The 14,569-nt window shown below is 69.8% G+C and carries 10 protein-coding genes and 1 riboswitch; of the genes, 7 read left to right on the top strand and 3 right to left on the bottom strand.

Annotated features, from left to right (window positions below; genetic code table 11):
* Positions 1-11 precede the first annotated feature (11 nt).
* The 3 genes from nuoL to nuoN are packed head-to-tail and all read left to right on the top strand — an operon-like array spanning position 12 to position 5,130.
* Complete coding sequence (gene nuoL, locus OG787_RS18455) at positions 12-1,907, top strand: NADH-quinone oxidoreductase subunit L (RefSeq protein ID WP_405535768.1); 1,896 nt, start codon at positions 12-14, stop codon at positions 1,905-1,907.
* Between the two features lie 5 nt (positions 1,908-1,912).
* Positions 1,913-3,484 (top strand): NADH-quinone oxidoreductase subunit M, encoded by a 1,572-nt coding sequence (locus OG787_RS18450; protein WP_369033572.1) that lies wholly within the window; start codon positions 1,913-1,915, stop codon positions 3,482-3,484.
* Positions 3,481-5,130, top strand: coding sequence for an NADH-quinone oxidoreductase subunit NuoN (gene nuoN, locus OG787_RS18445; RefSeq protein ID WP_405535767.1), 1,650 nt, complete (start codon positions 3,481-3,483; stop codon positions 5,128-5,130). The genes OG787_RS18450 and nuoN overlap by 4 nt, the downstream gene beginning before the upstream one ends.
* A gap of 72 nt (positions 5,131-5,202) precedes the next feature.
* Here the strand turns inward: nuoN and OG787_RS18440 are convergent, their stop codons facing one another.
* Entirely contained in the window at positions 5,203-5,835 is a 633-nt protein-coding gene (locus OG787_RS18440; RefSeq protein WP_405535766.1) for a hypothetical protein, read from the bottom strand.
* A 309-nt stretch (positions 5,836-6,144) separates the two neighbouring features.
* Between OG787_RS18440 and recQ the strand changes: the two genes are divergently transcribed.
* Positions 6,145-8,262, top strand: a complete 2,118-nt coding sequence (gene recQ, locus OG787_RS18435) for a DNA helicase RecQ (protein ID WP_405540522.1) — start codon at positions 6,145-6,147, stop codon at positions 8,260-8,262.
* 120 nt (positions 8,263-8,382) lie between these two features.
* On the opposite strand, the gene fahA is transcribed toward recQ, so the two are convergent.
* Entirely contained in the window at positions 8,383-9,597 is a 1,215-nt protein-coding gene (gene fahA, locus OG787_RS18430; RefSeq protein WP_405535765.1) for a fumarylacetoacetase, read from the bottom strand.
* Between the two features lie 235 nt (positions 9,598-9,832).
* Here fahA and OG787_RS18425 point away from each other — a divergent pair, with 235 nt between their 5' ends.
* From OG787_RS18425 to OG787_RS18415, 3 genes are all read left to right on the top strand, one after another.
* The gene (locus tag OG787_RS18425) at positions 9,833-11,068 is read left to right on the top strand and encodes an ATP-grasp domain-containing protein (RefSeq protein ID WP_369033568.1); all 1,236 of its coding nucleotides are present in this window, start codon (positions 9,833-9,835) and stop codon (positions 11,066-11,068) included.
* Between the two features lie 94 nt (positions 11,069-11,162).
* Positions 11,163-12,413: an FAD-dependent oxidoreductase gene (locus tag OG787_RS18420; protein WP_369033567.1), complete on the top strand. Its 1,251-nt coding sequence runs from the start codon at positions 11,163-11,165 to the stop codon at positions 12,411-12,413.
* A gap of 168 nt (positions 12,414-12,581) precedes the next feature.
* A complete protein-coding gene (locus OG787_RS18415; protein ID WP_369033566.1) occupies positions 12,582-13,439 on the top strand; it encodes an HAD family hydrolase in 858 nt (285 codons plus the stop codon).
* Between the two features lie 12 nt (positions 13,440-13,451).
* Here the strand turns inward: OG787_RS18415 and OG787_RS18410 are convergent, their stop codons facing one another.
* Complete coding sequence (locus OG787_RS18410; RefSeq protein ID WP_405535764.1) at positions 13,452-13,949, bottom strand: transglycosylase SLT domain-containing protein; 498 nt, start codon at positions 13,947-13,949, stop codon at positions 13,452-13,454.
* Positions 13,950-13,952: 3 nt separating this feature from the next.
* Positions 13,953-14,119: riboswitch (cyclic di-AMP (ydaO/yuaA leader) on the bottom strand.
* Positions 14,120-14,569: the final 450 nt, after the last annotated feature.

Genomic DNA, 14,569 nt, shown 5'->3' with positions numbered 1-14,569 from the left:
GTCGCTGAATCGTGGAGAATCTGATCGCGCTGCTGGTGGCGGCGCCTCTGCTCGGAGCGGCCGTACTGCTGTGCGGCGGTCGGCGGCTCGACGCCGTCGGCCACTGGATCGGCACGGCTCTCGCGGCCTCCTCCTTCGTGATCGGCGTGGTCCTCTTCGCCGACATGCTGGGCAAGGACGCCGAGCACCGCGCCCTGACGCAGTACCTGTACAGCTGGATCCCCGTCGAGGGCTTCCAGGCCGACGTCGCCTTCCAGCTCGACCAGCTGTCGATGACGTTCGTCCTTCTGATCACCGGCGTCGGCTCACTGATCCACGTGTACTCGATCGGGTACATGGAGCACGACGAGCGGCGCCGCCGCTTCTTCGGCTATCTCAACCTGTTCCTCGCGGCGATGCTGCTGCTCGTCCTCGCCGACAACTACCTGCTGCTGTACGTCGGCTGGGAGGGTGTCGGCCTCGCCTCGTACCTCCTCATCGGCTTCTGGCAGCACAAGCCCAGTGCCGCGACCGCCGCGAAGAAGGCCTTCCTGGTCAACCGCGTCGGCGACATGGGCCTGTCGATCGCCATCATGCTGATGTTCACCACCTTCGGCACCTTCGCCTTCGGGCCGGTCCTCGAAGCCACCGGTGAGACCAGCGAGGGCAAGCTCACCGCCATCGCCCTGATGCTGCTCCTCGCGGCCTGCGGCAAGTCCGCCCAGGTACCGCTTCAGTCCTGGCTCGGGGACGCGATGGAGGGCCCGACCCCGGTCTCGGCCCTCATCCACGCGGCGACGATGGTGACTGCGGGCGTGTATCTGATCGTCCGCTCCGGGGAGATCTTCAACGCGGCGCCCGACGCCCAGTTGGTGGTCACCGTGGTCGGCGCCGTCACGCTCCTCTTCGGTGCGATCGTCGGTTGCGCGAAGGACGACATCAAGAAGGCGCTGGCCGGCTCGACCATGTCGCAGATCGGCTACATGATCCTCGCGGCCGGCCTCGGCCCCATCGGCTACGTCTTCGCGATCATGCACCTGGTGACCCACGGCTTCTTCAAGGCCGGGCTCTTCCTCGGCGCCGGCTCGGTCATGCACGGCATGAACGACGAGGTCGACATGCGCAAGTACGGCGGCCTCAGGAAGTACATGCCGGTCACCTTCGTGACCTTCGGTCTCGGGTACCTCGCCATCATCGGCTTCCCGGGGCTGTCCGGCTTCTTCTCCAAGGACAAGATCATCGAGGCGGCGTTCGCCAAGGGCGGCACCGAGGGCTGGATCCTCGGCAGCGTGGCCCTGCTCGGTGCGGCCATCACCGCGTTCTACATGACGCGCGTGATGCTGATGACGTTCTTCGGCGAGAAGCGCTGGCAGCCCGACGAGCACGGCCACGAGCCGCATCCGCACGAGTCCCCGAAGTCCATGACGATCCCCATGATCGTGCTCGCCTTCGGGTCGGTCTTCGCGGGCGGGTTCTTCAGCATCGGCGACCGCTTCCTGCACTGGCTGGAGCCCGTCACCGAGCACGCGCACGGACACCCGCCGATCAGCGCCACGACGGTCACGCTGTCCACCATGGTCGTGCTCGTCATCGGCGCCGGCCTCGCGTACGCCCAGTACGGGCGCCGTCCCGTCCCGGTCCTCGCCCCGCGCGGGTCACTGCTCACCCGGGCCGCCCGGCGCGACCTCCTCCAGGACGACTTCAACCACGTCGTCCTCGTACGCGGCGGAGAGCACCTCACACGCTCCCTCGTGTACGTCGACCACACCCTGGTCGACGGGGTCGTCAACGGTACGGCGGCCTCCATGGGCGGCCTGTCCGGACGGCTCCGCAAGCTGCAGAACGGTTACGCGCGGTCGTACGCGGTCTCGATGTTCGGCGGTGCGGCGATCCTCATCGCCGCGACCCTGCTGATGAGGGCGGTCTGATACCGATGTCCTTTCCCCTCCTGACAGCGACGGCGGCGCTCCCGGCCCTCGGGGCGATCGCCACGGCGGCCGTACCGGCCGCGCGGCGCACCGCCGCCAAGTGGCTGGCGCTGATCGTCTCGCTCGCCACGCTGGTGCTCGCCGCGATCGTCCTGGTCCGCTTCGACCCGGACGGCGACCGCTACCAGCTCACCGAGTCCCGCGCCTGGATCAAGGACTTCGGGGTGCGGTACGAGCTGGGCGTGGACGGCATCGCCGTGGCGCTCATCGCGCTCACCGCACTGCTGATCCCGTTCGTGATCCTGGCCGGCTGGCACGACGCCGACCCCCTGGAGACCGGGAACACGCGCTGGCGGCCCACCCAGGGCTTCTTCGCGCTGATCCTGGCCGTCGAGGCGATGGTGATCATCTCCTTCGAGGCCACCGACGTCTTCCTCTTCTACATCTTCTTCGAAGCCATGCTCATCCCGATGTACTTCCTCATCGGCGGCTTCGGCGACCGTGCCCACGAGCACGGCGAGGAAACGGCGTCCACCCAACGCTCGTACGCGGCCGTGAAGTTCCTGCTCTACAACCTCGTCGGCGGTCTGATCATGCTGGCGGCGGTGATCGGCCTCTACGTGGTGGCCGGGAACTTCTCGCTCACGGAGATCGCTGCCGCGCGGGCCAACGGCTCGCTGGACATGGCGACGAACACCGAACGCTGGCTGTTCCTCGGGTTCTTCTTCGCCTTCGCGGTGAAGGCGCCCCTGTGGCCGCTGCACACCTGGCTGCCCAACGCCATGGGCGAGGCCACCGCGCCGGTCGCCGTGCTGATCACGGCGGTCGTCGACAAGGTGGGCACCTTCGCGATGCTCCGCTTCTGCCTCCAGCTGTTCCCGGAGGCGTCGAAGTGGGCGACGCCCGCCATCCTCGTACTGGCGCTGATCAGCATCATCTACGGGGCGCTGCTCGCGGTCGGGCAGCGGGACATCAAGCGGCTGGTCGCGTACGCGTCGATCTCGCACTTCGGGTTCATCATCCTGGGCATCTTCGCGATGACCAGCCAGGGCCAGTCGGGCGCGACGCTGTACATGGTCAACCACGGGATCTCGACGGCCGCGCTGATGCTGGTGGCCGGCTTCCTGATCTCGCGGCGCGGCTCGCGGCTCATCGCCGACTACGGGGGCGTCCAGAAGGTCGCTCCGGTGCTCGCCGGCACGTTCCTGATCGGTGGCCTCGCGACCCTGTCGCTGCCGGGCCTCGCGCCCTTCGTGAGTGAGTTCCTGGTCCTGGTGGGCACGTTCGCGCGCTACCCGGCGGTCGGGATCATCGCCACCTTCGGCATCGTCCTCGCCGCGCTCTACACCCTCGTCCTCTACCAGAGGACGATGACGGGCCCGGTGAAGGCGGAGGTCGCCAAGATGCCGGACCTCAGGGTGCGTGAGCTTGTGGTCGTGACGCCGCTGATCGTGCTGCTGATCTTCCTGGGCGTCTACCCGAAGCCCTTGACGGACATCGTCAACCCGGCAGTCAAGCAGACCATGTCCGACGTCCAGAAGAAGGACCCCCAGCCCGAGGTGGAGGCGGCCAAGTGAGCGCATCAGCCGTCCACAGCCTGTGGACAACGGCGGCCGACCCGATCTCCAAGATCGACGCGCCGAAGATCGAATACGGGCAATTGTCGCCCACCCTGATCGTCATCGGCGCGGCGATCGTCGGGATCCTGGTCGAGGCCTTCGTGCCCCGCAAGTCCCGCTACTACGTGCAGTTGTTCGTGTCCGTCGTCGCTCTCACCGCGGCCTTCGCCGCGGTCGTGGGGCTCGCGGCGAGCGGGTACGGCACCACCAAGGCCGGTATCGCGGCGATGGGCGCCATCGCCGTCGACGGGCCCGCGCTGTTCCTCCAGGGCACGATCCTGCTCGCGGGACTGGTCGGGCTGTTCACCTTCGCCGAACGGCGGCTCGACCCGGAGGCCCACGGCAACCGCGTCGACTCGTTCGTGGCGCAGGCCGCGTCCGTACCGGGCAGCGACAGCGAGAAGGCCGCGGTGAAGGCCGGGTTCACCACGACCGAGGTGTTCCCGCTGCTGCTCTTCGCGGTCGCCGGCATGCTGATCTTCCCCGCGGCCAACGACCTGCTGACCCTGTTCGTGGCCCTGGAGGTCTTCTCGCTCCCGCTGTACCTGCTGTGCGCCCTGGCCCGCCGCAAGCGGCTCATGTCGCAGGAGGCCGCGGTCAAGTACTTCCTGCTCGGCGCCTTCGCCTCCGCGTTCACCCTCTTCGGCATCGCCCTGCTGTACGGCTACTCGGGCTCCATGTCGTACGGGACGATCGCCCAGGTCGTCGACGGCACCGTCCAGGACGTCAACCCGGCCCTCGCCGACACCATGGGCAACGACGTACTGCTGCTCATCGGCGCCGCGATGATCGTCATGGGCCTGCTCTTCAAGGTGGGCGCCGTCCCGTTCCACATGTGGACCCCCGACGTGTACCAGGGCGCTCCCACACCGGTGACGGGCTTCATGGCGGCGGCGACCAAGGTGGCCGCCTTCGGCGCGCTGCTGCGGCTGCTGTACGTCGTCCTGCCGGGCCTGAGCTGGGACTGGCGGCCGGTCATGTGGGGCGTCACGGTCGTCACCATGCTGGGCGGCGCGATCGTCGCGATCACCCAGACCGACATCAAGCGGCTGCTGGCGTACTCGTCCATCGCGCACGCCGGGTTCATCCTCGCCGGTGTCATCGCCATGACACCGGACGGGATCTCGTCCGTGCTCTTCTATCTGGCCGCGTACTCGTTCGTGACGATCGGGGCGTTCGCCGTGGTCACGCTGGTGCGGGACGCCGGGGGAGAGGCGACCCATCTGTCCAAGTGGGCGGGGCTGGGACGCCGGTCGCCGCTGGTGGCCGCCGTGTTCGCGGTGTACCTGCTGGCCTTCGCCGGTATCCCGCTGACCTCCGGGTTCGCCGGGAAGTTCGCCGTGTTCAAGGCGGCGGCGGAGGGCGGCGCGGGCGCGCTGGTCGTGGTCGGTGTGATCTCGTCCGCGATCGCCGCGTTCTTCTACATCCGGGTGATCGTGCTGATGTTCTTCAGCGAGCCCCGGCCCGAAGGACCCACCGTCGCCGTGCCGTCGCCGCTGACCATGACGGCGATCGGCGTGGGGGTGGCGGTCACCGTGGTGCTGGGTGTGGCGCCGCAGTACTTCCTCGACCTGGCCAACCAGGCGGGCGTCTTCGTGCGCTGAGCAGCGAGTTCTGTGGAATGTGCCGGCCCCGGTCTCCTTGTGAGAGCGGGGCCGGCGCGTGTCCGGGGTCCGTCAGGCGGCCGGGCAGCTCACCGTGGGGTTCCAGCGGGCGAACATGCCGTTGGGGTTCTTCTTCCAGACCCAGGCGTGCAGGTCGTAGTGGATCGGCATACCGGGCTCGTGGCCGAGCATCGGTCCGTCGAAGGGGACACCGAACAGGCTGGGGCGGTCGTCGTCGGTCGTCAGATCCTGGTCCTTGTCCACCACGATCCACTCGACGGCGATCAGCCTGCGTGACTCGGGGGCGGCGCTCACTGTGGGGGCGCTTCCGTCCAGCGCGTCCATGTCGTCGAGCCAGCTCGTGTCGGACGCCTCGTCCATCCAGTCCTCGTTGACCCGGTCCTCGTACAGCAGAGCGGCCGGTTTCGCCGGATCGAGTGAACCGTAGAGCTTCTCGTTGATGTAGTGGTGGCCCATCCCGCCGAGCGTCGGGCTGGCCGAGCAGAAGGCGGGCCTGTAGCCGTCCGTGACGGCGAACGGGGCGTACTGGTACTTCGCCGTGCCTTCGAGCGTCTTGGCCAGCTCGGTCCAGACCGCGGGGTCGACGGGATCGCTCGGCGCGGAGTGCGCGGGGGCGACGGCCAGGGAGAGGGACGCGGCGGCCGTGGCGAGGGCGACGGTGACCTTGAGCCGGCTGCGGGGCATGTGGGGACTCCTTGAGCGGGAGAGGCGCTCCGGAGGGCGCCGGTCCGAGGGCGCGCGGGGCGCCGGTCCGTTGTACGGGCCTCCCCCTCGTCCCGCCCGAGCAGCATGTCCCGGGGTGTTCGGGGCCGCCACGCGAAGCGGCCATTGGGCTGAACACCCCGGTACGGCCGAGGGCGCCGGTGACACGGGCCGCAGGTGTGGCGGGACAGCCTGTGGATAACTCCGGGGCTGTCGGTGCGGGCCCCTATGGTGGACGCAGTGGTCGAGGCGCGACGTACGGGGGACACGACGATGAGCGCGATGAGCGTGATGGGCGGGTCGGGTGTGATGACGGAAGCGGGCGAGGGTCCGGGCACGGTCGTCGGATCGGCGGCCGGGGCGGGGGACAGCGAAGCGCTGGCCACGCTGCACCGGGTCTTCGGGTACGACTCCTTCCGCGGCGAGCAGGCGGCGGTCATCGATCATGTGGTGGCGGGCGGCGACGCCGTCGTCCTCATGCCGACCGGTGGCGGCAAGTCGCTCTGTTACCAGATTCCGTCCCTGGTCAGACCGGGTACGGGGATCGTCGTCTCGCCGCTCATCGCGCTGATGCAGGACCAGGTGGACGCGCTGCGGGCGCTCGGTGTGCGGGCCGGGTTCATGAACTCCACGCAGGACTTCGGCGAGCGGCGGGTGGTGGAGGCCGAGTTCCTGGCCGGTGAGCTGGACCTCCTGTATCTGGCTCCGGAGCGGCTGCGACTGGATTCGACCCTGGACCTGCTCTCCCGGGGGAAGATCGCCGTCTTCGCCATCGACGAGGCGCACTGTGTCTCGTCGTGGGGCCACGATTTCCGGCCCGACTACCTGGCGCTGTCGCTGCTGGGCGAGCGCTGGCCGGACGTCCCGAGGATCGCGCTCACGGCGACGGCCACGCACGCGACGCACCAGGAGATCACCCAGCGGCTCGGCATGCCGGACGCCCGGCACTTCGTGGCGAGCTTCGACCGGCCCAACATCCAGTACCGCATCGTGCCCAAGGCCGACCCCAAGAAGCAGCTGCTGACCTTCCTGAAGGAGGAGCACGACGGCGACGCCGGCATCGTCTACTGCCTCTCGCGCAACTCCGTGGAGCGCACGGCGGAGTTCCTCGCCGCCCACGGCGTCCGGGCGGTGCCGTACCACGCGGGCCTGGACTCGGGCACCCGTGCGGCGAACCAGTCGCGCTTCCTGCGCGAGGACGGCCTCGTCGTGGTGGCGACCATCGCCTTCGGGATGGGCATCGACAAGCCGGACGTCCGGTTCGTCGCCCACCTCGACCTGCCCAAGTCGGTCGAGGGCTACTACCAGGAGACGGGCCGCGCCGGCCGTGACGGACTGCCGTCCACGGCCTGGATGGCCTACGGACTGAACGACGTCATACAACAGCGCAAGATGATCCAGGGCAGCGAGGGCGACGAGGCGTTCCGCCGCCGTGCGCAGGCGCACCTGGACGCGATGTTGGCGCTGTGCGAGACGGTGCAGTGCCGGCGCGGGCAACTGCTCGTCTACTTCGGCCAGGACCCGGTGCCGGGCGGCTGCGGCAACTGCGACACCTGCCTGACCCCGCCGGAGAGCTGGGACGGTACGGTCGCCGCACAGAAGGTGTTGTCCACGGTCTGGCGGCTGGATCGTGAGCGGCGGCAGAAGTTCGGCGCGGTGCAGATCGTCGACATCCTGCTCGGGCGGCGCACGGCGAAGGTGATCCAGTTCGACCACGACCAGCTCTCCGTGTTCGGCATCGGAGAGGAACTGTCCGAGGGCGAATGGCGCGGTGTCGTACGGCAGTTGCTGGCCCAGGGGCTGCTCGCGGTCGAGGGCGAGTACGGCACGCTGGTGCTGACCGAGACGAGCGGTGCCGTGCTGGGGCGCGAGCGGGAGGTGCCGCTGCGCAAGGAGCCGAAGAAGGCGGCGACTTCGCGCACGGCCTCCGGCGGCCGGAGTGAGAAGAAGGCGAAGGCGGCGGCTGTCGCGTTGCCCGAGGAACTACAGCCGGCGTTCGAGGCCCTGCGGGCCTGGCGCGCCGAACAGGCTCGCGAGCAGGGCGTTCCGGCGTACGTCATCTTCCATGACGCCACGCTCCGGGAGATCGTCAGCGTCTGGCCCCGGTCCGTGGCGGACCTGGGCGGAATCAGCGGGGTGGGCGAGAAGAAGCTCGCCACGTACGGGGAGGGCGTGTTGGGGGCGCTTTCGGCACTGGGCGAGGCGCCTGAGGTGTCCGCGGTCGCTCCACAGGTCCCGGAGACCGTCTCGGCGTCCGGCTCCAGGTCCGGCTCCAAGTCCGGCTTCAGATCAGGCTCTTCGGGCAGTGACAGCGGCCGGGGTGCGGGATCCGGGGCGCGGGCCGAGCAGTTGGGGCCGGACGACTGGCCCGAGATGGAGATGGAGCCCGAGCCGGAGGACTGGATGTAGGGGCTGGACGGAGAGGGGGAGCGCGGGGCGAGGCCGGGGCGCGTTCGGGGCCCCTTCCCGTGCGGCGCCGAATCGCTTGCCCCGCCCGCTTCTCCGGCCCCGCTGCTCCGGGCGCTGCGCTCAGCCTGCCGGAGTGATCCTGCCCGTCACCTCGCCCAGGCCCACGCGGGTGCCGCCCGGACCGGGGGCCCAGGCGGTGAGGGTGACCTCGTCGCCGTCCTCCAGGAAGGTGCGCTTGCCGGTGGGGAGGTCGATGGGGGCGGTGCCGTTCCAGGTGAGTTCGAGGAGGGAGCCGCGTTCCCGTTCGGTGGGGCCGCTGACCGTGCCCGAGCCGTAGAGGTCGCCGGTGCGCAGGGACGCGCCGTTGACGGTCATGTGGGCGAGTTGCTGTGCGGCCGTCCAGTACATCGTGGAGAAGGGGGGCTCGGAGATGGTGTGGCCGTTCACGGCGACGGAGATACGCAGGTCGTAGCCGCCGGGCTCGTCCTCGGCGTCGTCGAGGTAGGGGAGCGGGGCGTGGGTGCGGGAGGGCGGGGAGACCCGGGCGTCCTCCAGGGCGTCCAGCGGGGTGATCCACGCCGAGACGGACGTGGCGAAGGACTTGCCCAGGAACGGGCCCAGCGGGACGTACTCCCAGGCCTGGATGTCGCGGGCGGACCAGTCGTTCAGCAGGCAGAGGCCGAAGACGTGGTCCCGGAAGGCGGACAGGGGCACGGCGCTGCCCATGGGTGACGGTGTGCCCACCACGAAGCCGACCTCCGCCTCGATGTCCAGGCGGACCGACGGGCCGAAGAGCGGGGCCGGGTCGGTGGGGGCCTTGCGCTGGCCCGACGGACGTACGACCTCCGTGCCGGAGACGACGACCGTGCCCGAGCGGCCGTGGTAACCGATCGGCAGGTGCTTCCAGTTGGGGGTCAGGGAGTCCGCGGCGTCGGGGCGGAAGATCTGGCCGACGTTCCGGGCGTGGTTCTCGGAGGCGTAGAAGTCGACGTAGTCCGCGACCTCGAAGGGGAGGTGCAGGCTCACCGAGGAGAGGGGGTGGAGGAACGGGGCGACGGTCTCCTGGTGGGACGGGACGGTGACCCAGGCGGTGAGGGCGCGCCGGATGTCGGACCAGGTCGTACGGCCTGCGGCGAGAAGGGGGTTGAGGGTCGGGCGGGCCAGTACGGAGACATAGGGGGAGCCGAGCGCGGCGGCGGCGGCGCCCGCGTCCAGGACGTGGTCGCCGAGCCTGACGCCGACCCGGCGGTCCGTGGAGCCGGTCGGGGTGAACACGCCGTACGGGAGGTTGTGCGGGCCGAAGGGGTCGCCCTCGGGGACATCGAAGGGGGGCATGGGGTGCTGCCTCGCTCTCGTGTGTCGTGCCGTGTGGCCATGTGGTCGCGCCACAGGTTACGGGTGAGTTGCGGGCTCGGGGCAGTGTCCCCAGTGTCTAAAGAGTTCGTAATGTCCGGATAAGCCTTGTCCGGAGTGGGTGATTCCGGCTTAGCGTCCTTTGGGGGGACACGGACGGGGTGGGTCCGGTCCGTAGGGGGGACACGTGGGGGGACCCGTGGCCAGGAGCAGCACTGTGCCGTTTTCGGCCGACCATGCCGTACCGGCGCTGATCGTGAAGTTCGGTGACTATCCGCTGCACCACGGAGGCGTCGGGGCCATCCGCAGTCTGGGACGGCTGGGCGTTCCGATGTACGCGATCACCGAGGACCGCTACACGCCCGCGGCCTCGTCGCGTTATCTGCGGCGTGCGTTCGTCTGGCCGACCACCGGGACCGAGGAACCGGAGCGGCTCGTCGAGGGGTTGCTGCGGATCGGGCGACGGATCGGGCGTCCCGCTCTCCTCGTTCCCACGGACGAGGAGGCGGCCGTACTGATCGCCGAGCGGCAGGAGGAGTTGGGGGACGCCTTTCTCTTCCCGCGCGTGGAGGCGGCGCTGCCGCGGCGGCTCGCCAGCAAGCAGGGGCTGCACGAGTTGTGCGTGGAGCACGGCATACCGACTCCGGCCGCCGCGTTCCCGCAGTCGTACGAGGACATCGAGCGGTTCGCGCGGACGGCCCGGTTCCCGTTGGTGGCCAAGAACCGGGAGGCGTTCGTGCGGCGCGCCCGGCCCGCCGTCAACGGCACTACGCGCATCGCGAGCCGGGAGGCGCTGCTGTCCCTGGCCCGCGACTGGGGTGAGCGTCCCGGTGTGATCCTTCAGGAGTATCTGCCCCGGGAGGAGGCCGAGGACTGGATCGTGCACGCCTACTTCGACGCGGACTCGAATCCGCGCGCGTTGTTCACGGGCGTGAAGGTCCGTTCCTGGCCGCCGCACGCGGGAATGACGGCAAATGCGTACGTCGTCGACAATCCGGAACTCGCGGACCTCGCCGCACGTTTCATCAAACAGATCGGCTTCACCGGAATCATCGATCTCGACCTGCGCTTCGACCGGCGCGACGGACAGTACAAGCTTCTCGACTTCAACCCGCGGATGGGCGCCCAGTTCCGGCTCTTCGAGAGCGAGTCGGGGGTGGACGTCGTGCGGGCCATGCATCTCGATCTGACCGGGCGCACCGTTCCGGAGGGGGAACAGCGCGCCGGGCACCGGTACATCGTGGAGAACATCGACCTGCCCGCCCTCCTCGCCTATCGGCGCAGCGGCTACACGACGCCGCACGCACCGACCCGGGCGAGCGGGACGGAACTGGCCTGGCTCGCGGGTGACGACCCGCTGCCGTTCCTCACGATGCTCGCCCGCTTCGTACGGCCGGGCGCGAAGCATCTGTACCAGCTGTGGCGGGCCGGCCGCCGTGGCGGCAAGGCGTAGTGGCGACAACCTGCTGACCGGTTGGGCAGCAGCAGAGCAGTAGAGCAGCAGAACAGCGCGAAGTGGCGAAGCAGCGTCCTGGGGAGGGGACTTCGTGAATCATCCGGTAGCGGTAATCGGCGCGGGACCGTTCGGTCTGTCAACCGCCGCGCATCTGCGGGCGCGTGGCATTCCGGTGAGAGTGTTCGGCGAGCCCATGGTGAGCTGGCGGGACCACATGCCCGCCGGAATGCTCCTGAAGTCGACGCCGGCGGCCTCCAGCATCGACGCCCCGCAGCGGGGCCACAACCTGGTCGACTACTGCGACGCGGCGGGGATACGCCGACTGGTCACGGACGAGGACATCGTCCCGGTGGAGACCTTCATCGCGTACGGCGAGTGGTTCCAGCAGCGGCTCGTACCCGAGTTGGAGCGGGTGCGGGTGGTGTCCGTGGACCGGCGGCAGCACAAGGGCGCGGGCAGCGGCAGCGGCGGTGGCTTCGAACTCAAGCTGGACTCGGGCGAGTTGTTCACCGCGCGGGCGGTCGTGGTGGCGACCGGGCTGTCGGGGCTCGCGCATCTGCCCCCGGAGCTGGCCGGCGCCGCGCCGGACGGGCCCTCGCCCACGGGTCCGGTGTCCCACAGTTCGCAGCACCATGATCTGGGCCGGTTCGCGGGCCGGGAGCTGATCGTCGTCGGTGCGGGCCAGTCCGCGCTGGAGACGGCGGCGCTGGCGGCGGAGGCGGGGGCGCGGGTACGGGTGGTGTCGCGGGGGCGGGGTCGCGTCGCCTTCGGCGCGCCCCCGTGGCGGCAGCCCAGGCTGCGGCCCGAGTCGCCGTTCGGCAACGCGTGGTCGCTCTGGGCCCTCACCTACTACCCGCATCCCTACCGCCATCTCCCGGCCCAGGCCCGCCACTATCTGGTCCGCCGGGTCCTCGGACCGCTCGGGGCGTGGTGGCTGCGCGACCGGTTCGAGGGGAAGGTGGAGGTCAGCGAGGTCGCGCGGATCGTACGGGCAACGGGAGGCGCAGGGGAGACCGGGGGCTCCGGCGGCGGGCGGCCGGTGCTGACCGTGGAGGATCTCGGCGGCCGCACCCGGGAGTTGTCGGCCGACCACGTCATATCCGCGACCGGCTACCGCGTCGACATCGCCGCGATGGACTTCCTCGGTCACGAACTGCGTACGGAGCTGGCGGTGAGCCGGGGCACGCCGAGGCTCGGTGCCGGGTATGTCTCCTCCGTACCGGGGCTGTACTTCACGGGGTTGCCGGCGGCAGCTTCGTACGGGCCGGTGATGCGGTTCGTGTGCGGTACGGAGTTCGCGTCACCGAGGCTGGTGGGGCATCTGGCGGCCGCGCACGGATAGGGCGCGGACGGGGGCGGGCGACAACGGCGGCGGACCGCGATCTCATGCCGTTCGGGCCTTCCCGGGGCGGGAGTTGGGGCAGGCTGGGAGGCTGTTGCTGCCGGGATGCCGAACGTCGTCCGGTTCGGGCGGAGACCGATGTGCCGAACGATCCGTATTCTCTGGATCATGGCCGCTCCCACCTCATACGCACTTATCGCCACGGACCTGGACGGAACGCTCCTGCGTGCCGATGACACGCTCTCCGACCGGTCGCGGACCGCGTTGGCGCGTGCCACGGCCGCCGGCGCCCGGCATCTGGTGGTGACGGGACGGCCTGCGCCGAGAGTCCGGCCGCTGCTCGACGACCTCGGGGCCGGGGGGCTCGCGGTGTGCGGACAGGGCGCGCAGTTGTACGACGCCGGCGCGGACCGTCTGCTCTGGTCGGTGACCCTGGACCAGGAGCTGGCGGAGACCGCGCTCGGCAAGATCGAGGCGGAGGTCGGGCAGGTGTACGCCGCCGTGGACCAGGACGGTGTCGACGGGCTGACGCTCATCGAACCCGGGTATCTGATGCCGCACCCGACGCTGCCCGCCGTACGGGTGCCGCACCGGGACGACCTGTGGGCCGCGCCCATCAGCAAGGTGCTGCTGCGTCACCCGTCCCTGTCCGACGACGAGTTGGCGTCGGCGGCGCGTGGAGCGGTCGGTTCGCTCGCGACCGTCACCATGTCGGGGCCCGGCACCGTCGAACTCCAGCCATGCGGCATCACCAAGGCGACGGGGCTCGCGCTCGCCGCCGAGTACCTCGGGCTGGCCTCGTCCGCCACCATCGCCTTCGGCGACATGCCCAATGACATCCCCATGTTCGACTGGGCGGCCCATGGGGTGGCCATGGCCAACGCCCATCCCGAACTCAAGGCGGTGGCGGACGAGGTCACCCTCTCGAACGAGGACGACGGGATCGCGGTCGTGCTGGAGCGGCTGTTCGGAGCCGGAACCGGGGACGGGGACGGGAACTGGAGCGCGGACGGGGCGTGGCGGTGAGGGCGGGCCGGCCTAGTAGGCGCCGTACACGTTGTCTATCGAGCCGTATCGCGCAGCCGCGTAGTTGCAGGCCGCTGTGATGTTCGCGATCGGGTCGTAGGGGTCGTACGAGGTGCCGGCGACGTGGTAGGCGGCGAAGGTCGGGTCGATGACCTGGAGGAGGCCCTTGGAGGGGGTGCCGGCTGCCGCGTTCGAGTCCCAGAGGTTGATGGCGTTCGGGTTGCCCGACGACTCGCGGATGATGTTGCGGTAGATGCCGTTGTACGTTCCCGGGATTCCGTTCTGCGCCATGATGTCGAGCGATTCGCGGATCCAGCCGTCCAGGTTGTTCGCGTAGTTCGTCGCCGACGACACGGACACGGCGGACGACGGTGCGGCTGATGCCGTTGTCGCGGTCAGGAAGGGAAAGGCCAGGGCTACGGCGGCCGTTCCGGTGATGGCGAGTGTGCGCGGGAGCGTGAGCGGGCGGCGGGTGGTTCTCGCGCGCTGGTGCTGACCTCGTGCGGGCATGGTGAGTCCTCTCCGACGCCTACGAGGTGAGCTGTCGGGTTTGGGCGGGAGATGCCCGGCCGGGCGCCTGTGTCGGCGCGCGACTTCACCCCTAGCCGCTCCGGCGTCGTGCCCGGACCGGCGGCTTACCTGGGTCCCCCGCTCCTGCCTGCGTGAGTCACGTGTGGGTGGGTGGGATGGTGCTCTGCGGGCGGTGGCAGGATTCGGCGATCCGCCCGGCGTGGCGAGAACGTATGCGAGAGCACACGGGTGGAACAAGGGGCGGAAACGCAGGACTTGGTCATTTGGGGCGCCCGTTGGGGACAAAACGGGCGGAGGTGTGGAGTGGGTGGGAAGTAACTTGCCTTTTGCGAACGGGGAGTTTGCGGGGGAGAGGGTGGCGGGGGCTGGAATTTGGAGTGACTTGAATCACGGGGTGGGGGTAGTTGTGGCCTGAGCGAGGCGAGTGGGGTGAATAGGGGTTTTTAGGGTTTTTAGGCTTCTTGTGGGCGTGTCTGCCGGGAGGGTGGAACCTCTCGTGCGATGCGCGTCGTTGTCGTAGCGACGGGTACGGCGGGTGCCGTCGGGGAGGTGGTGGCGTATGCGCGGGTGCGATCACTGGTGTGACGGGTGGGGCGCGG

The sequence above is a fragment of the Streptomyces sp. NBC_00075 genome (assembly GCF_045041225.1).
Taxonomy (GTDB): Bacteria; Actinomycetota; Actinomycetes; order Streptomycetales; family Streptomycetaceae; genus Streptomyces; species Streptomyces adonidis.
Note: the sequence above shows the minus strand (reverse complement) of the source record. Positions and strands in the feature narration are given on the sequence as shown.

Coding starts and splice junctions, on each gene's coding strand:
- recQ (WP_405540522.1), top strand. CDS start 6,145: ATGGGCGGGTCGGGTGTGATGACGGAAGCGGGCGAGGGTCCGGGCACG.
- OG787_RS18415 (WP_369033566.1), top strand. CDS start 12,582: ATGGCCGCTCCCACCTCATACGCACTTATCGCCACGGACCTGGACGGA.
- OG787_RS18410 (WP_405535764.1), bottom strand. CDS start 13,949: ATGCCCGCACGAGGTCAGCACCAGCGCGCGAGAACCACCCGCCGCCCG.
- fahA (WP_405535765.1), bottom strand. CDS start 9,597: ATGCCCCCCTTCGATGTCCCCGAGGGCGACCCCTTCGGCCCGCACAAC.
- OG787_RS18450 (WP_369033572.1), top strand. CDS start 1,913: ATGTCCTTTCCCCTCCTGACAGCGACGGCGGCGCTCCCGGCCCTCGGG.
- OG787_RS18440 (WP_405535766.1), bottom strand. CDS start 5,835: ATGCCCCGCAGCCGGCTCAAGGTCACCGTCGCCCTCGCCACGGCCGCC.